Origin of the sequence: Pseudomonas sp. WS 5146 (genome assembly GCF_012985495.1) — a bacterium.
GTDB lineage: Bacteria > Pseudomonadota > Gammaproteobacteria > Pseudomonadales > Pseudomonadaceae > Aquipseudomonas > Aquipseudomonas edaphica.
Genome location: NZ_JAAQWL010000013.1, coordinates 156,467 through 173,998, shown reverse-complemented (window position 1 = coordinate 173,998; position 17,532 = coordinate 156,467). Strand labels below are relative to the sequence as shown.

Sequence of the window (17,532 nt, the reverse complement as noted above, 5' to 3'; positions counted from 1 at the left end):
TGCTTTTGATCTCAGGCGCCCCGTTAACTACGATGGCCGAACGCAGGCTTGAATCCGTGGGTAACCCGGCAGGACGCCGGGTTAGCCGCGCTGGGCCAAGGATGGCCCATCGCGGCGGCCCACGGATTCAAGCCGGAGTGAGGGCATGCCGAGCCTAAGCGAGGCACCGAGTGGTGGGGCACAGACCTTTTGGTTACTTTTGGGGCGTTTGCCAAAAGTGACCCGCTGTAAGAGCGGAACCATAAGCCGCCATTACCCAAATAACGGATATGCCCCCAACCTACGGCTCCCCCTCCCCAGTCTCAAGCCACACCCTGCTCAAACTCAACGCACGCGCCAACCCCTCCAGATGCACATCCGGCAAACCCCGCAAAAACCAATTATTCAAACGTTGCGGACTAATACGCAACCACTCGGCAAACGCCGTCGGAGAAATTTCGCACGCTTTGAGCGCCACCCGCAGGCGGTGCCCCGAATGTGAAAGACAAGCTAGCTGTACTGCCTGCCCCTGAAGATGCTTTTTGCGGATATTCATGAATGATCGGCTCCCTGCCGTATTTTTTCCCAGCAGTCCATAGAGGCCGAAAAAAACAACGAGAAGACGCCTACAAACACCAAGGAAAAAATCCTACACAGAACGCGGGAACGATCTCAGCTGAGCAACACCACCCCACCCGGCAGCTCAGTACACTTGGCCCCATACGCATCCCGAATCAACAGCGCCACGCCTGCCAATTGCTGCAAACTGAACCGCGCCTGCACCCGCCGCTGCCCCAGTTCCTTGTTAAGCAACACCAACATCCCCGGCCGATAACGATTGATCTCATCCACCACCGTCGCCAATGTCGCGTTGTTAAATACCAGCACCTGTTCACGCCAAGCGACGACCGCCTGCGCATCCACCCCAATCGGCTCGCCCACACCACCCGCGCCATAAGTCAGTTGCCGGCCACTGTCCAAGCGCACACTGCGCCCGGAAACATCCACCGTCAGCGAACCCTCGATACAGGTCACGCACACATTGCGGTCGGTGTTGCGCACATTGAACCGCGCCTGCGCCGCAGTCACCCAGCCCTCGCCGGCCTGCACCTTGAGCGGTTGCGCCAGCTGTGCAAGCACTTCGACTTCGCCTTCAAGCAACTCAATCCCCTGCCCGACCCGGCTGATACGCGTCTGTGTGTTGAGCTCCAGGCTGACGCCTTGGCTCAACAGCACCTGGCGCTGCTCACCCACCTCGGTGCGATAGTCGGCCCTCAATCCGGCAAACCCGCCCGGCACGCCCACACGCACCATCACCACTGCCGCCGTGGCCGCAATCGCGCCACCCAGGAACGCACGACGCCCAAACTGACGGTGCGGCGCCGACTGTTCGGTGGCCGCGCCCAATTGCCGCCACAACAGCTTGGCCTGCTCGAACGCCTGGGCATGCGCCGGGCTTTGCGCGACCCAGGCCTGCAGCGCCTTGACATCAGCCACGGTGGCCCGGCCCGAGGTCAGCAACAGCAACCAATCACGGGCTTGTTCGTGCACAGGGTCAGCGGGCGATTGCCGGGTGGAGGGGAAACTGAAAATGTTCAAGCGCGCACATACTCACGGTTTTATCAGGGACTCGACACTAAGACGGTTTTCCGGCCCCGGGACCGAACCGCTGAATCACTTTTCTTTCCAGGCGCTTGGCACAATGGCCCAAAGCAGCCTTGATTTCCTTCTCTACCATGCGCGTGGAAATACCGAAGCGCTGGGAGATTTCCAGGTGCGGCGCTTCTTCCAGGCGCGCAGCGATCAGGATCTTGCGTCGGCGCGCCGGCAGTTCGTACAGGGCTTTGACCAACGACTGGATCTCTTGCTGGCCACCCACCACCCGCGAAGGGTCCTGGGCCTCATCGGCGCTTTGCAGCAACGCCTCGACTTCACTGCCGGTGAGCAAGCGCGCATCCGCCTGGCGGCGGTCGGCGGCGATGTTCAGGGCCATGCGGTACAGGTAGGCGTTGGGTTGTTGCAGGTTCGGCGGCACGTCCATGCGGTCGACCCGCAGGTAGGTTTCGTGCAGCACATCATTGGCCAGGTCCTCCGAGCCCAAGCGTTTGCGCAGGCGCACCTTGAAGTCTTCATAGGAGGCCAGAAACAGACTGACCATCGCACTGTGCCCGGTGTTCTTCATGCGCCCGCGGCTCCCGTCCCTGCTGTGCATTCCATGCGTATTCCTGTTGTGTCGGGCATCAAAAGTAACGTCACCGGCTGGCGCAGCGCGCTGGGTGCCGGGCGTTCGACCCGGGTTGTCCCAAGGCTGCGCACCAGTGCTTCATCGCGTTGTTCGTCGCCGGTGGAGCTGACCAGCCGGCTGTGTTCAATCACGCCATCAGCGTTGACCCACACCTGCACCAACGCCCGAAAGCTGCCGGGCCGGGTCAGTGGTGAGCGGCACAGGCTGGCTTCGATCGCCTGTTGCAGCGCGGCGGCGTAACTGGTGTTGATGCGTGCCGTATTGCGCGCTGACGCTCCCCGCAGCAAAGGCGCCGGGGTCGGCGGGACTTGCAGGGTGACCGCATCATCACGTGCATAACGCGCCATCAGCCCACTCCCCGTCAGCAGCACCGCCAGCGCCTCCTGCGCAGTGAACCGCCCGCGCACACCGATGGAGCGCCGGCCCCGCGTCAACTCACGGTCGACCAGCACCGCCATCCCGGTGGCGCGGCTGTAGGCATGCAGTGCGTGTTCCAGGTCCTGCGCGGGCAGGTCCAATGTCAGCAGCGATGGCGCGGCGCTGGCGGGCGTTATGCCAACCAACAGCAACAGCAAGGCCAGGGCACCCATGGCGCGCTTCCAGCCTCCCTGTTCACCCCCCACGCGGCATCGCTGCACGGCTGACGTGTCCTTGAAAACCGTCATCCTGAGGCCCGTTTATGAACCTGATGTTACGGTGATAGCAAAAAAAACATCACGGTGACGGCAAGCCCGCTGAACTACACTTCGCAACACTAACGGCCCCTCTGTGCGGGCCTGCCAGGAGGCTCCGATGAAGCGTTACACCCCATTCGCCGGCCTGTTGCTGTGCGTCGCATTGCCACTGGCCGCCCACGCCGAAACCGCTGCCAAAGGCTGCACGGAAGTCACGGTAGATGGGTACAAGGCGCCCGACTATGGCTGCCTGAGCCAGCAAATGGGCAATGACCCGGACGCGGCCAAGGCCGCGCAAAAGAACCGCGAGGCGCAGAACCTCCCGGTACACAAGCGGCCGCCGAACCAGGTGGGGTTGGCCACGCCGGCGGCGACCAGTAACCGCATGGGCAATACGTTCGGGACGTCGGTAAAACCCCAACGCCCCTGAGCAATCAGGCCAACGCCGCAGCCGCAGGCGGCACAACCACCGGGCTACCGCTGGCAACAAAATCTTCTTTGCGCAACACCACCAGGGCAATCAGCGATACCACACCGGTGGCCACGTAGAAGTACCACGGTGAAGTAATGTCGCCCGTCACTTTGATCAGCCAGGTGGAGATCAGCGGCGCGCTGCCACCAAACACCGCGACCGGCACGTTATAGGCCACGGCAATCCCGGTGGAGCGGATGCGCGTCGGCAGCAACTCACTCATCAGCGCGTAGGTGGATGAGGCGTACAGCCCGAACAGGATCGCCACGGCCATCAACGGCGCGAAGAACGACGCGGGCGTGGCGGTGGGTGCCGATTTGAACAGCCAGAACATCGCCAGCGTGGCCAAAGTGCCGATCACCATCAGAAACGGCTTGCGCCCGTATTTGTCGGTGAAGGCGCCACCAAACGGCATCACGAATGCCGCCGAGAAGCTGGCGACAAACACATAGAGCAAGGTGGTGCCGCTGTCGAACTTGAGGATCTTGGCCATGTAGGTCGAGGCGAAGGTCAGCACCAGGTAAAAGATCGAGCTGTGCAAGGTAATGATGAAGAACACCAGGGCGATGGCGCGTTTCCACTGCCAGACCTCGCGCAGCGGCGCGCGGGAGGTTTGCCCGGCGCGTTGCAGGGCCAGAAACTCCGGGCTGTCTTCGAGCTTGAGGCGGATATACATGGAGATAAACCCCAGCGGCGCCGCGATCAGGAACGGCACGCGCCAGGCCCATTCCTGCATCGTGTCGGCGCCCAGAATCCAGGTCATGCCGTTCGCCACGGCGCCACCCAGCAGCAGGCCGAGCACGGCGGTAACCATCAACCAGCACGTGGCAAAACCGCGGCGGCCGGGGCCGGCGTATTCGGAGATAAAGCTGGTGACGGTGCCGATCTCGCCGCCCGCCGAAAAGCCCTGCACGCAGCGCACCAGAATCAGCAGGATCGGCGCGGCGATACCAAGGGTCGCATAAGTGGGCAACAGGCCCAGCATTACAGTGGAGCCGGTCATCATCACCAGCGCCATGATCAGGGTTTTGCGCCGGCCGATCTTGTCCGCCAGCGGGCCGAAGAACAGCCCGCCCAACGGCCGGATAAAGAAGCTCAGGGCAAACGCCGCGAAACTGGCGAGCAGGCTGGTGGTGGGGTCGTCGGAGACGAAAAACGCCTGGCCGATGTACACGGCGAGAAAGCCGTAGACGCCATAGTCGTACCACTCGATCAAGTGGCCGGAGGTGGCACCGAGGAATGCACGGCGGCGCTTGCGCTGCGTGTCTTGCGCTGTATTGCCCATCGAAGGGACTCCTTGTCGGTTGTTCTGTCCATGAAAACTAGGAAAGCGCGGCGATACTCGCTGCTTTCAACCACTGCCGCAAGTCGGTCTTGAGGGTTTTGCCGTAGCTGTTCTTCGGCAAATCGGCCCTGAACACATACTTTTTGGGTTTCTTGAATGACGCCATGCGCTGCAGAAACCACGCGGTGAGTTCGGCCTCATCCAACGCCTGCCCGCTGCGTGTAACCACGAAGGCCACCACTGACTCGCCCCATTGCGCGTCCGGCTCACCCACCACACACACCTCGGACACGTCGGGATGCTGCACCAGCACTTCCTCGACTTCACGCGGGTACACATTGCTGCCGCCAGTGATGATTACGTCTTTGGAGCGATCGGTGAGGGTCAAGAAGCCGGCCAGGTCGAGAAAGCCGATGTCGCCGGTGAGTAACCAGCCATCCACCAGGGTTTGCGCGGTGGCCTGCGGGTTGCGCCAATAACCTTGCATCACCGTGGCACCGCGCACGGCGATCTCACCGCGCTCGCCGGTCGGCAGCGGTTGGTGCCGGGCATCCAGAATACGGATTTCGACACAGGCTTGCGCATGGCCAACAGACGCCGCCAAGGTTGACCAGCCTGGGCGCTGGCGGTCCGCGATCAGAGCGCGTGGCAATACGCTGATGGTCATCGGGCTTTCACCCTGGCCGTAGATCTGCACCAAGCGCGCGCCGAAGGTGTCGAGCGCCTCGCACAGGTCGGCCAGGTACATCGGCCCGCCTCCGTAGACGATGGTCTTGATGCCGTCGCCGCCATAACCCTGGCGCCGCGCCTGTTCGACCATGCGCTTGACCATGGTCGGCGCGGCGAACAGCGATACATTGCCCAGCTGCGCAGCCAGGCCAAACAGCTCGCCGGCATCAAAACCGCCGGAAGCCGGCACCACATGCCGGGCGCCGCAGCGCACATGGATGAAGTTGTACAGCCCCGCACCGTGGGACATCGGCGCGGCATACACGGCTGCATCGTCGGCACTGACCGCGTCGACATCCGTGGGGTAACACAGCGACATCGCAATGAGGTTGCCGTGGGACAACATCACGCCCTTGGAGCGCCCGGTGGTGCCGGAGGTGTAGAACAGCCAGGCCAGGTCCTCGTCCAGGCGCGGCACCGGCTGCTCCAGCGTCGGCCAGCCACGGGTCGGCGGCAGCGTGTGAGCGTCCAGCTCCTTGCAGCGCGCAGGCAAGTCCCGGGATGACGCGAAGACCCGGCCGCCGTCGGTAAAGATCAAGCGGGCCTCGGCATGGGTGGCAATCCATGCAGCCTCTGCCGGGTGCAGTTTGGCGTTGATCGGCACCACCACGCCACCCAGCCACCAGACGGCGTAGAGCACTTCCAGGTAGTCGCAGCTGTTCTTCATCAGCAGCGCTACCGCATCGCCCGGCACCAGGCCATATTGATCGACCAGTTGCGCAGCGCGTTGACGGACATGGGCGGTGAAGGTCGCGTAGTCGGCGACTTGCCGCGTGCCCTCAAACAACGCCGGGCGTAGCGGATCGCGGCGCTGGGTGTCGTGCAGCCAGTTGGCAATGTTCATGGTTCAGCTCCGACGCGCGTGCAGCACCGAGGCATAGTTGGCCACGGCCATCCCGCCCATATTGAACACCAGGCCGAATTCGGGGTTGGGTACCGCCAGGCCGATCGGCTCGCCGGTCAACTGGCGAAACGCTAGGGCATGCATCGACACACCGGTGGCGCCCACCGGATGCCCCTTGGCCTTGAGCCCGCCGGACAGGTTCACCGGCAACCGCCCGCCCGCGCGCACCACACCGCTGTCGAGCACACGGTGCCCCTCACCTTTGGGCGCCAGGCCCATGGCCTCGTAGATCAGCAGCTCAGCGATGGTGAAGCAGTCATGCACCTCGGCGAAACTCAGGTCGGCCAGGGTGATATTCGCCCCGCGCAACGCCGCATGAATCGCGCGTTGCGGGCCTTCAAACGCGAGGATGTCGCGCTGGGCAATCGGCAGGCAATCGTTGACCTGGGTCAGTGTACGAATCTGCACATCACGGCGGAACGCCCGCGCGCGCTTGGGCGAGGCCAGGATGATCGCGGCGGCGCCGTCGCTGATCAGCGAGCAGTCGGTAAGGCGCAGCGAATCGGCCACAAACGGGTTGCTCTTGGACACGTTGTTGCAGTGCTCGAAATCCATCACCCGGTGCATCTGTGCCAGCGGGTTGGCCATGGCGTTGGAGTGGTTCTTGGTGGCGATGGCCGCCATCGAGCCCAACGGGCAGTGGTAGCGCTCGGCATACTGGCGCGCCGCACGGCCGAACAGCTGCGGGAAACTCAAGCCCGCTTCGGCCGGGTCGTTCTGATAGCCGGCGCCGGCCAAGGCCTGGGTCACCTCGGCGGTGGTGGTGTGGGTCATCTTTTCCGCGCCCACCACCAGTACCAGCTCGGCGCTGCCGGACAGGATCGCCTGGACCCCGGCCAGGATTGCCGCCGAGCCGGACGCGCAGGCGTTTTCACAGCGGGTCGCCGGTTTGAAGCGCAGCCCAGGGTCGGCCTGCAGCAGCAGCGAGGCCGGGAACCCGTCGGGCACCAACCCGGAGTTGAAGTGGCCAAGGAACAACGCGTCGATCTCGCTCGCGTCAATCGCCGCGTCCTTCACGGCTTCGCGGGTGACCTGTACGATCAGATCCTCCAGGCTGGTGCCTTCAAGGCGACCAAAACGTGAATGACCGGCAGCAACAATGGAGACGCAATCAGCTGGCATAATCAATTTCTTCTATTTTTGGCGCGGACATTTACCTACAATGACCCACCGTTGGGCGCGCGCCAATTCGTGCAACTACTTACATGGCTAAGTAGCCCCAGTTGAGAAAAGCGACGAGGCAGGATGCCCAATGAACGCGTTTGCACAGCAGTTCCACGACATAGAACGCCTGGCGTTCCAGCTCTCCCCCGCGCCGCAACTGGTCACCCGCAACCGCGTAATGGTCGACTGTAATGAGGCTTTCCTGCAGTTGTTCGGCTATTCGCGCGACGCATTGGTCAACCAGCTGACGCTGCTGATCTACCCTTCCCAGGCTGACTACCACGCCATTGGCAAGCGCAGCCATGAATGGCTGCTGGAAAGCGAAAACGGCTTTTACTCCGACGAACGTTTCATGCAGCACCACAACGGCGAAGTGTTCTGGGCCAGGTCCCACGGCTACACCCTTACGCCCAAAGACCCGTTCAAGCTGATGATCTGGCACTTCGAACGCCTGGACCGCACCCACCAGGGCACCGGCGACCTCACGCCACGGGAGCGGGAAATCGCCATGCACATCGTCAATGGCCTCAAGTCCAAGGAAATAGCCCTACGCCTGGCGATCTCCCACCGCACGGTGGAGGTGCACCGGGCGCGCTTGATGAGAAAGTTGCAGGCCAAGACGGTGGTGGAATTGGTGTCGAAAATTATTATGGTGGCGTGACAGAGGTGGATTTTTGTCGGGTTGCGAAATCACTCGAAGCTACAGCAGTATCCCGCGCTGAAAACCGCACCTGTCATGCCCTGTGACTTTCCGGCCTCAAGTGTTCCATCAAGCACGCCCGTACAATTCGCATCCGTGCCGGCCGCCTAAGCTCCTGACTTTCCAAAACGGCTGGAGAGCAGGCATGGGTAGAAACGCGAATACGGTAAGCCTGGCATTGACGCTGTTGGTCGGGGCCATGATGAACAGCGCGTTTGCGGCAACGCCGAGCGTGGCAGTGGCACCGCAATACGACACCAGCCACGTCTACGTGGCACCCGCTGATGTGGACCGCTTTGCCACGAGCTTCCTCGCGACCTTCGGTGGCAAAAGTACCCCACAAGTGGTGGTGAACGTACTGCCAGTGCCAAGCAGTACCACCTCGCAATTGCTGCAGACGCCAGTCGGTACGGTGTCACTGTTCGGCTTCAGCACACCTATCCCGCATCCGTTTGGCCAAGAGCGCAACGGTTATCTGGTCAAAGACATGGACGTGGCACTCAAGGCCGCACGGGAAAATGGTGCAGCCGTAATTGTCAGTGACTTTCCCGACCCCATCGGCCGCGATGCCGTGGTGCAGTGGCCAGGCGGTGTGAACATGCAGCTCTACTGGCACACCCAGGCGCCGAACTACGCAGGGTTCCAGACGGTGCCGGAAAACCGCGTATACCTGCCAGCCGAGCGGGCCGAGGCGTTTATCAACGCTTTCCTCGGTTTTTCCCATGGCAAGGTCCTGGCTGACGACAAACACGCGCCGGGTATCGATATCGGCCAGGGCGGCCTCTACCGGCGTGTCGACCTGCAATCGCCGTTCGGACGCATGGCCGTACTGGTGACCAATGGCCAACTGCCCTACCCGTTCGGCCATGAGACCACCGGTTACCAAGTCGACGACCTGACGGCTACCCTGGCCAAAGCCACAGGCTCTGGCGCCACTGTGCTGGTACCGGCGTTCGCGAGCAAAGGGCGGCGCAGCGCAATGGTCGAATTTCCCGGTGGATACGTCGCGGAAATTCACCAGCTCAGCGCGACAAAATGAATCGCCATACCCCCTGGGGCTTGGCCGTGCTGTGGCCGCTGCTCACCGCCAGCGCCCACGCAGAGGAGCAAGCCACCCGACCGGTGCTCAAAACCAACCGCTGGCAGGAAAACTGGTCGGTGCTGCAAGACCCGGTGCTGCGCACGCAACCGCTGGACAACTTGAAGTACATCCCGCTGTCAAGCACCAACCCGTTGACGTACCTGTCGTTGGGCGCGAGCTTGCGCGAACGCTTCGAGATGAACGATGCCAGTGGCTTCGGCGTGCGCGATGTGAAGCGTGATCGCTACCTGATCCAGCGCTTTGAGATCCACGCGGACCTGCACCTGGACGAAAACTGGCGGGTGTTCACCCAACTCGAAGATGCTCGGGCGTACGACAAAACCACAGTGGGTGGTGCCGATCAAAACCGTGTCGACTTGCGGCTGGCCTTTGCCGAGTACGTGAACACCTCCAGCAGCGGGACGTTCAAGGGCCGTATCGGCCGCCAGGACTTCGCCTTCGACTTGCAGCGTTTTATCTCGTCGCGGGATGGGCCGAATGTGCGCCAGTCGTTCGACGCGCTCTGGGCCGACTGGGAAACCACCCATTGGCGTTTTATCGCGATCGCCAGCCAGCCGGTGCAGTATCAGGACGAGAGACACTTTGACGACCGCTCCAACAGCGACGCTCGCTTTCACCTGCTGCGGGTCGAGCGACTGGTGGGCGGCAGCAATGAATTGTCGGCCTACTACGGCGTGTATGAACGCAGCGCTGCGCATTATCTGGACGCCGACGGCGAGGAAACCCGCCAGTTTGTCGACGCCCGCCTGGGCGGCGCAGCCCAGGGCTTCGATTGGGACATCGAGGCGATGCTGCAAAGGGGGTCGGTGGGGAGCAAGTCGATTCGGGCGTGGGCCGCTGGCAGCCGCACGGGCTATACGCTTGAGGGCCTGGCATGGCAACCACGGCTCGGCGTGCAACTGGATATCGCCTCCGGCGACCGCAAAGCGGGTGACGCTACCGTCGGCACGTTCAACCCGCTGTTTCCCAACGGCTACTATTTTTCACTGGCCGGCTATACGGGCTACAGCAACCTGATCCACGTCAAACCGTCGATCACCGTCAAGCCCATTGCCAAACTGAGCGTACAGACTGCCATCGGCCTGCTCTGGCGACAGACCACCGAAGACGCGGTCTATACCCAACCGAACTTGCCCGTGGCCGGCACTGCAGGCAAAGGTGAACGCTGGACCGGCGCCTACACTCAGCTGCGCACCGACTATGACTTCACACCGAACCTTACCGGCGCGGTGGAAGCCGTGCATTACGCGGTGGGCCGCACCCTGCGCGAGGCCGGTGGTGACGACAGCAATTACCTGGGAGTCGAGCTCAAATTCAGTTGGTAAACCCAAGCAAGCACACGTGTACAAGCCCTTCGACACGTGCAGGGCAATAGTAACGCGCAGTCATCCCCCTCAATCAAGGAGTTATGCATGAGCACATTCGTTGCCAAAGATGGTACCCAGATCTACTTCAAGGACTGGGGCAGCGGTAAACCTGTATTGTTCAGCCACGGCTGGCCGCTGGATGCGGATATGTGGGAATACCAGATGGAATACCTGAGCAGCCGCGGCTTTCGCACCATCGCTTTCGACCGCCGTGGTTTTGGGCGGTCCGACCAACCCTGGACCGGCAATGACTACGACACCTTCGCCGACGATATTGCCCAGTTGATTGAACACCTGGACCTCACCGACGTGACCCTGGTGGGCTTCTCCATGGGCGGCGGCGACGTCGCTCGCTACATCGCTCGCCATGGCAACGCACGTGTAGCCGGCCTGGTATTGCTGGGTGCCGTGACGCCGATCTTCGGTCAGAAAGCGGACTACCCGCAAGGTGTACCCACCGATGTATTCGACGGTATCAAGGCCGGGCTGCTGAAGGACCGCGCGCAATTTATCAGCGATTTCAATACCCCGTTCTTTGGTATCAACCAGGGGCAGAAGGTCTCGCCGGGCGTGCTCACCCAGACCTTGCAGATTGCCTTGCTGGCATCGCTCAAATCGACGGTTGATTGCGTCACGGCATTCTCCGAAACCGACTTTCGCCCGGACATGGCCAAGGTCGATGTGCCGACCCTGGTGATCCACGGTGATGGCGACCAGATCGTGCCGTTCGAGACCACCGGCAAGGTGGCGGCGCAGATGATTAAAGGCGCGCAATTGAAGGTGTACAAGGACGCGCCGCATGGTTTTGCCGCCACTCACACCCAGCAGTTGAACGAAGACCTGTTGGCCTTCCTCAACCGCTGAAGCAACGGCGTCACCCTCTCCTTTCTTTGGCCGGGCTTGCCCGGCCTTTTTTTGTTCAGGCGTGATCAAGTGCCAGGCGACCGGGCCCTGCGATCAGAATGCTGGAAAACAGGATCAACAGCAGCCATCCAAACTGCCCTTCAAACAGCGACCACTGCGGGTGCACTACCAGCAAAGCCACCAGCAGCACTGCAAGGATCGGCAAACAGGCCAGGCGCACCCAGACCCCGGCGATAATCAACAACGGGCAGACGACTTCAGCGCCAATCGCCAGGCATAACGTGACATTGGCACCCAGGTGGAACGGGTCTTCGATCAGCGTCAATTGTTGGCTGTAGTGGAGCAGTTTGGGCAGCCCATGTACCCACAGCAAGAACAGCGATGCACTCACTCGCAGAAACAGCAGCCCAAGCGCCTGACTTTTTGATTCATTCATCTGCAACGTCCATAAAAGAAACCGACGTCGATTGTGTCCGCAGAGCCGCGCCCGAGCTTGCAAGCCTGTGCTGACCTTATGGCAAAGAGCCGGCTATGCTGGGCGCCACACAAACTACCCCGGTTGAATCAACCACCCCAGGCTACGGTCCCACTTCATACGCTCATCGCTACAGGAATCGTAAACATGACTCTGCCCCACGACATGACCCAGATTGAAATCACCACCTTCGGCGGCCCTGAGGTTCTCCAGCCCCGTCAGGTTGCAGTGCCCTCACCCGGCCCCGGCGAAATTCTGATCCGCGTGCATGCCGCCGGGGTGAACCGTCCCGATGCCCTGCAACGCGCCGGCAAGTACCCGATGAAGCCCGGCATGAGCCCGATACCGGGCCTGGAAGTGGCCGGCGAAGTGGTTGCGCTGGGCGACGGCGTCAGTGAATACAGCCTGGGCGACAAGGTCTGTGCCCTGACCAATGGCGGCGGCTATGCACAGTTCTGCGCCGTACCCGCCAGCCAGGCCCTGCCGATTCCTGAAGGCATGGATTGGATTCAAGCCGCTGCCGTGCCAGAAACCTTTTTCACTGTCTGGGCCAACCTGTTCGGCCTGGGTGGCGCGCACACAGGCCAACGCGCCTTGATCCACGGCGGCACCAGTGGCATCGGCACCACCGCGCTGATGCTCTGCCAGGAGTTCGGCATCCAGGCGTTCGCCACCGCCGGCAGCGCCGACAAATGCGCGGCAATTGCCAAACTGGGCGCCGAGCCGATCAATTACCGCGAGCAGGACTTTGCCGAGGTCATCGCCAAGAAGACCGGCGACCAGGGCGTCGACGTGATCCTCGACATCATGGGAGCCTCCTACCTGAACAACAACCTCAAGGCCCTGGGCATGGACGGGCACTTGGTGATGCTGGGCTTCCTCGGCGGCGGCAAAGCCAATGACGTCGACCTGCTGACGATCCTCGGCAAACGCGCAGTCATCACCGGTTCCTTGTTGCGCGCTCGCACCAAGGACGAGAAAGCCGCAATCGCTGAGCAGCTGCGCGAATACATATGGCCGGTGCTGTCCGCCGGGCGCTGCCTGCCGATCATCGACAAGGTGTACGCATACACCGACGCCGCCCAGGCCCATGCGCGGATGGAAGGCGGGGATCATATTGGCAAGATCGTGTTGCAAGTGAAGTAATCGAGCCCCGGCGAGGCGGCGGCACAGGCGACATACAAGTTGCCTGACCCACCGCTTTCGCAGCCTCGCTAAAGCTCGACAGCTCCCACAGGGAATCGGCTGTGTTGCTGGGGGTTCGGTTTGCAGGGCCATCGCATCGAACGCAGATTCACCCAGCGACAAAGCTCAAATGTGGGAGCTGTCGAGCCCCAGCGAGGCTGCGAAGACGGCGGCACTGGCGAAACATAAACCACCTGAACCACCGCCATCGCAGCGGCTTGGCGCACTTACCCGGCGTACACCGGGTAATCGGTATAGCCCAGCTCAGAGCCGCCATACATGCCCTCAGCCCGCAGCGGGTTCAATGGCCAGCCGTTGAACAGTCGCTGTGGCAGGTCCGGGTTGGCAATGAATGGGCGACCGAACGCGATCAAGTCCGCCAGCCCCGACTCCAACAGCTTTGCACCGCGCTCAGCGGTGTAGCGTCCGGCGTAGATGATGCGCCCGCTGAAGGTGTTGCGCACCGCCTGGCGGAAGGTTTCCGGCAGGTCAGGCGCGTTGTCCCAGTCGGCTTCGGCGATGGACACATAGGCAATGCCGGACGCCTCCAGCACCTTGATCGCCTCGATATAGGTGTGATGTGGGTCTTCCTCCACCAGGCCGATATACACGCGGTCCTGATCAGTGCCGCTGAACAACGGCGAAAAACGCACGCCAAGACGCTCCGGCCCAACCACGGCCGTCACTGCTTCAACGATCTCGCGCAAAAAGCGCAGGCGATTGTGCAACGAGCCGCCGTATTCGTCGTCGCGCTGGTTGGCATGGGCAGAGATGAACTGGTTGACCAGGTAACCATTGGCAGCATGGATTTCCACGCCGTCAAAACCGGCGTCCAAGGCATTGCGCGCAGCCTGTGCGTAATGCCCAACCAACTCCTCAATCTCCAGCACGCTCAATGCGCGCGGCACGGGCGGCTGTTTCAATTCACCGACGCCAGGGCCGGTTTCGATGAAAGCTTTTGCCTGCTCAGCCGGCAACGCCGAGGGCGCGACCGGTGCCAACCCTTCTGGCTGCAGGGCGTTATGGGACACACGGCCAACATGCCAGAGCTGGGCGAAAATCACCCCGCCATCGGCATGCACCGCCTCGGTGACTTTGCGCCAGCCGTCGATCTGCGCGGGCGTGTAGATACCCGGCGTCCACGCATAGCCCTGGCCGCGAGGTTCGATCTGCGTGCCTTCACTGACCATGAACCCGGCGCTGGCGCGCTGGCGGTAATACTCGGCCATCAGATCGGTGGCGATATCACCCGGTTGCGCACTGCGTTGACGGGTCAAGGGCGGCAGCACAACCCGGTTATTGAGGCTGTGATGCCCCAGCTTTACCGGGGTATTTAAAACACGCATGGTCATGAGTAAAAGTCCAAATTCAGGGCGAACAAAAGCATTGGCGGCTCTTGAGAGCCGCCAATGCCTACAACGGTTAGTTAATTTAAGCGGTGAGTTTCAGCAGGGCCTTGGCCACATCGCTGGAGCTGGCAGGGTTCTGCCCGGTCACCAGCAAACCATCTTCAAGCACAAAGGATTGCCAGTCGGCGCCCTTCTCATACAGGCCACCGAGCGCCTTGAAATCATCTTCAATCAAAAACGGCACCACATCGGTCAGGCCCACGGCGGCTTCTTCGGAATTGGAGAAGCCCGTCACACGACGGCCCTTCACCAACGGCTCGCCGTTGACCGCCTTGACGTGACGCAGCGCGCCCGGCGCATGGCAGACAAACCCGATCGGCTTGCCGGCGCGCTCAAAGGCTTCGATCAGCGCGATCGACGCTTGCGATTCGGCCAGGTCCCACAATGGCCCATGACCACCTGGGTAAAACACCGTGTCGAAGTCGGCAGCATTCACCGAGTCCAGCTTGACCGTGTTGGCCAGGGCCTGCTGCGCGGCCGAATCGGCGGCAAAGCGGCGGGTATCGTCGGTTTGCGCATCCGGCTGGTCACTGACCGGGTCCAGCGGTGGCTGGCCACCGGCCGGGGATGCCAGCACCAGTTCGGCACCGGCGTCCTTGAAGGTGTAATACGGAGCGGCAAACTCTTCGAGCCAGAAGCCGGTTTTACGACCGGTATTGCCCAGCTGGTCGTGAGAGGTCAGTACCATTAATACTTTCATTTTCCAGTGCCTCGATCGATGGGTTGCAGTAGATGTTGTGTGAGTAGCAGCGCCTCATCAAACGGCGCGGATGTTCGGGTGATCTTGCTCATGACGCTGGTCCCCAACCACAACGCATACAGGCGCCGGGCCAGGCTTTCGGGGTGTGGCTGTGCCTGCAGCGAGCCGTCTTCAATGCCGTGCTGCAAGGCCTGGGCAAGCAATTCAATGGTGCGTGCAGTGCCGCGCTGCAGGGCCAGACGCATCGGCTCTGAAAGGTCTGACACCTCGGCACCGAGTTTGACGGCAAGGCATTTGCCCGTGTCGGTGCAGCCGGTCTGGTTGTCGACCCAGGATTGCCAATAGCGCATCAACTTGGCAAAACCTGACAGCTCAGGCTGATTGAACAACTGCTGCATGCCGTTGACGTAGTGGTCGAAGTAACTGTCGAGCAACACCACGCCGAAGGCATCCTTGGAGTTGAAGTAGTGATAGAACGAGCCTTTGGGTACTTCGGCGGCTTGCAGTATTTCGTTCAAGCCCACCGCAGAAAATCCTTTACGGCCGACAATCACTTGCGCCGTGTCCAGAATGACCTGCCGAGTACTTTTAGCTACGTTGTTCATCACGCTTCCCGCCCGATTAGACCAGTCGTCTAGTTCGTTGAGGGGATGTTAGGCGCCACGCAAACCTTCAACAATGTCAGATGCGCAAGGATTCCGGACATGCCACAAAGTCGGTTGCCGTTTACCTGGCACGCGCCGACAATCACCCCTCCCGAGCCCTTGGCCCGCGTTTTTTGGAGAACAATGATGCACAGCGTTGCGCTGATGGTTTACCCGAACTTTCAATCCCTGAGCCTCAGCCTGGGCTCGGTATTTGAATGCGCGAACCTGCTGCGCGGCGAACCGGCCTATGAGTTTCACCTGGTGTCCGAAAGCGGCGGTGCCGTGATGACCTCCCAAGGCTTTTCGGTGAACACCACGCCGATCCGCGCGCAGGGTTATGACACGCTGATCGTCAGCGGCTATCTGGAATTTCGCTTGCCGGAAGCCAACCTGCTCGAGCTGGTCAAGGCCGCCTCCGCCCAATCACGGCGTGTGGCCTCATTGTGCATGGGCATCTTCGTGTTGGCCGAAGCCGGCTTGCTCGAGGGCAAGCGCACCACCACCCACTGGATCCACGCGCCCGCCTTTCGCAAGCGCTACCCGCACATCCAGCTTGAGGAAGACAAACTGTTCGTGGTCGACGGCCAGATCTGGACCGGCGCCGGCATGAGTGCCGGCGTCGACCTGGCACTGGCCATGGTCGAGGCTGACCTGGGCAGCGACCTGGCCCGGCGCATCGCCCGCAAACTGGTGATCGCCCAACGCCGCGGCAGTGAGCAGTCGCAATTGTCAGCCCTGCTGGAACTGGACCCCAAATCCGACCGCGTGCAGCTGGCCCTGGCCTATGCCCGCGAAAACCTGACCCACGACCTGTCGGTCGAAGCCCTGGCCGAGGTTGCCCGCCTGAGCCCGCGCCAGTTCAGTCGGGTGTTTCGCGAAGAAACCGGGCAAACGCCGGCCAAGGCCATCGAATCACTGCGCGTGGAAGCGGCCCGGGCAATGATGGAAACCAGCCGTCACCCGGTCGAAGTGGTGGCCCGTGAAACCGGCTTTGGTGACCGCGAACGCATGCGCCAGGCGTTTCTGCGTGCCTTCGGGCAGCCGCCACAGGCCATGCAACAGGCCTTTAATGCAGGACCGCTCGCGTAATCAGGTAACTCACCAACTGCGGGTCATCCTCCAGCTCCAGGGTCTGCACCGGGCGCGGCAAATCATCCAGCACCGCACGCCAGAACGCCTGGGACACTTCATCCTGGTCATAGAAACGCACCAGCCAATCGGCCTGGCCGCTGCTCAACACCTGGGTGGCAATGGCACGGCCAATGCCTTTGCGGCGGTAGCGCTTGAGAATGAACAGGTCGGCCAGTTCCAGGGCGTCGATGCCTGGCAGTTCGCTGCCTTCGATCAGCAAGAAGCCGGCGATATAACCGTCCACCAGCAGCAGGTTGGCGCTCCATTGCGGGTCGTGCCAGTAACGGGTCAGGTGCTCATCGTGGATGTAGAAGCGGCCATCCGCCTCGACATCTTCCTGTTCCCAGTCCGAGGACTCATAGGCGTAATACTGGTAAAGGTTGCGGATCAGCTCGGACGCTTCGGGGCCAGTCTGGATCAGTTCAACGGTGGTTTCAGGCATGGGGCTCTCGGTGACAAAACGCAGGGCGCCATTGTTCACAAAACACGCGCGCAGGCCA

The 17,532-nt window shown here is 61.8% G+C and carries 19 protein-coding genes; 7 read left to right on the top strand and 12 right to left on the bottom strand.

Annotated features, from left to right (window positions below; all coding sequences use genetic code 11):
• Positions 1 to 280: 280 nt before the first annotated feature.
• The 4 genes from HBO41_RS26730 to HBO41_RS26715 form a co-directional block, all read right to left on the bottom strand.
• Positions 281 to 535, bottom strand: coding sequence for a helix-turn-helix transcriptional regulator (locus tag HBO41_RS26730; protein WP_169988381.1), 255 nt, complete (start codon positions 533 to 535; stop codon positions 281 to 283).
• A 116-nt stretch (positions 536 to 651) separates the two neighbouring features.
• Positions 652 to 1,578: a FecR domain-containing protein gene (locus HBO41_RS26725; RefSeq protein ID WP_169988379.1), complete on the bottom strand. Its 927-nt coding sequence runs from the start codon at positions 1,576 to 1,578 to the stop codon at positions 652 to 654.
• A 37-nt stretch (positions 1,579 to 1,615) separates the two neighbouring features.
• The gene (locus tag HBO41_RS26720) at positions 1,616 to 2,161 is read right to left on the bottom strand and encodes an RNA polymerase sigma factor (RefSeq protein WP_017134603.1); all 546 of its coding nucleotides are present in this window, start codon (positions 2,159 to 2,161) and stop codon (positions 1,616 to 1,618) included.
• Positions 2,158 to 2,814 carry a secretin and TonB N-terminal domain-containing protein gene (locus tag HBO41_RS26715; RefSeq protein ID WP_017134602.1) on the bottom strand — a complete coding sequence of 219 codons (657 nt, stop codon included), beginning with the start codon at positions 2,812 to 2,814 and terminating at the stop codon, positions 2,158 to 2,160. Before HBO41_RS26715 ends, HBO41_RS26720 begins: the two co-directional genes overlap by 4 nt.
• Before the next feature lie 202 nt (positions 2,815 to 3,016).
• Between HBO41_RS26715 and HBO41_RS26710 the strand changes: the two genes are divergently transcribed.
• Complete coding sequence (locus HBO41_RS26710; protein ID WP_017134601.1) at positions 3,017 to 3,328, top strand: hypothetical protein; 312 nt, start codon at positions 3,017 to 3,019, stop codon at positions 3,326 to 3,328.
• A 4-nt stretch (positions 3,329 to 3,332) separates the two neighbouring features.
• On the opposite strand, the gene HBO41_RS26705 is transcribed toward HBO41_RS26710, so the two are convergent.
• Genes HBO41_RS26705 through HBO41_RS26695 form a run of 3 tightly spaced genes read right to left on the bottom strand, consistent with a single transcriptional unit; the run spans position 3,333 to position 7,410 of the window.
• A complete protein-coding gene (locus HBO41_RS26705; RefSeq protein WP_099549187.1) occupies positions 3,333 to 4,655 on the bottom strand; it encodes an MFS transporter in 1,323 nt (440 codons plus the stop codon).
• A 37-nt stretch (positions 4,656 to 4,692) separates the two neighbouring features.
• Positions 4,693 to 6,228, bottom strand: coding sequence for a class I adenylate-forming enzyme family protein (locus HBO41_RS26700; RefSeq protein WP_169988377.1), 1,536 nt, complete (start codon positions 6,226 to 6,228; stop codon positions 4,693 to 4,695).
• A gap of 3 nt (positions 6,229 to 6,231) precedes the next feature.
• Positions 6,232 to 7,410 (bottom strand): acetyl-CoA acetyltransferase, encoded by a 1,179-nt coding sequence (locus HBO41_RS26695; protein ID WP_169988375.1) that lies wholly within the window; start codon positions 7,408 to 7,410, stop codon positions 6,232 to 6,234.
• Between the two features lie 130 nt (positions 7,411 to 7,540).
• On the opposite strand from HBO41_RS26695, the gene HBO41_RS26690 reads away from it, so the two are divergent.
• The 4 genes from HBO41_RS26690 to HBO41_RS26675 all read left to right on the top strand — a co-directional run bounded on the left by HBO41_RS26690 (position 7,541) and on the right by HBO41_RS26675 (position 11,485).
• Positions 7,541 to 8,113, top strand: coding sequence for a LuxR C-terminal-related transcriptional regulator (locus HBO41_RS26690; RefSeq protein ID WP_138453870.1), 573 nt, complete (start codon positions 7,541 to 7,543; stop codon positions 8,111 to 8,113).
• A 184-nt stretch (positions 8,114 to 8,297) separates the two neighbouring features.
• Positions 8,298 to 9,191 carry a VOC family protein gene (locus HBO41_RS26685; RefSeq protein ID WP_169988373.1) on the top strand — a complete coding sequence of 298 codons (894 nt, stop codon included), beginning with the start codon at positions 8,298 to 8,300 and terminating at the stop codon, positions 9,189 to 9,191.
• Positions 9,188 to 10,579 (top strand): alginate export family protein, encoded by a 1,392-nt coding sequence (locus HBO41_RS26680; RefSeq protein ID WP_169988371.1) that lies wholly within the window; start codon positions 9,188 to 9,190, stop codon positions 10,577 to 10,579. Before HBO41_RS26685 ends, HBO41_RS26680 begins: the two co-directional genes overlap by 4 nt.
• 87 nt (positions 10,580 to 10,666) lie before the next feature.
• A complete protein-coding gene (locus HBO41_RS26675; protein ID WP_017134594.1) occupies positions 10,667 to 11,485 on the top strand; it encodes an alpha/beta fold hydrolase in 819 nt (272 codons plus the stop codon).
• 55 nt (positions 11,486 to 11,540) lie between these two features.
• On the opposite strand, the gene HBO41_RS26670 is transcribed toward HBO41_RS26675, so the two are convergent.
• Entirely contained in the window at positions 11,541 to 11,921 is a 381-nt protein-coding gene (locus tag HBO41_RS26670) for a DoxX family protein (protein WP_026013490.1), read from the bottom strand.
• Between the two features lie 186 nt (positions 11,922 to 12,107).
• Between HBO41_RS26670 and HBO41_RS26665 the strand changes: the two genes are divergently transcribed.
• Positions 12,108 to 13,106, top strand: coding sequence for an NAD(P)H-quinone oxidoreductase (locus HBO41_RS26665; protein ID WP_169988369.1), 999 nt, complete (start codon positions 12,108 to 12,110; stop codon positions 13,104 to 13,106).
• 266 nt (positions 13,107 to 13,372) lie between these two features.
• Here the strand turns inward: HBO41_RS26665 and HBO41_RS26660 are convergent, their stop codons facing one another.
• The 3 genes from HBO41_RS26660 to HBO41_RS26650 form a co-directional block, all read right to left on the bottom strand.
• Complete coding sequence (locus HBO41_RS26660; protein ID WP_169988367.1) at positions 13,373 to 14,497, bottom strand: alkene reductase; 1,125 nt, start codon at positions 14,495 to 14,497, stop codon at positions 13,373 to 13,375.
• A gap of 79 nt (positions 14,498 to 14,576) precedes the next feature.
• On the bottom strand, positions 14,577 to 15,254 hold the full coding sequence (locus HBO41_RS26655) for a type 1 glutamine amidotransferase domain-containing protein (protein ID WP_169988365.1): 678 nt from the start codon (positions 15,252 to 15,254) through the stop codon (positions 14,577 to 14,579).
• A complete protein-coding gene (locus tag HBO41_RS26650) occupies positions 15,251 to 15,859 on the bottom strand; it encodes a TetR/AcrR family transcriptional regulator (RefSeq protein WP_169988363.1) in 609 nt (202 codons plus the stop codon). Before HBO41_RS26650 ends, HBO41_RS26655 begins: the two co-directional genes overlap by 4 nt.
• 186 nt (positions 15,860 to 16,045) lie before the next feature.
• Between HBO41_RS26650 and HBO41_RS26645 the strand changes: the two genes are divergently transcribed.
• Positions 16,046 to 16,990, top strand: a complete 945-nt coding sequence (locus tag HBO41_RS26645; protein ID WP_017134588.1) for a GlxA family transcriptional regulator — start codon at positions 16,046 to 16,048, stop codon at positions 16,988 to 16,990.
• On the opposite strand, the gene HBO41_RS26640 is transcribed toward HBO41_RS26645, so the two are convergent.
• Positions 16,968 to 17,474, bottom strand: a complete 507-nt coding sequence (locus HBO41_RS26640; protein ID WP_099549190.1) for a GNAT family N-acetyltransferase — start codon at positions 17,472 to 17,474, stop codon at positions 16,968 to 16,970. The two genes, HBO41_RS26645 and HBO41_RS26640, sit on opposite strands and share 23 nt — an antisense overlap.
• Positions 17,475 to 17,532: the final 58 nt, after the last annotated feature.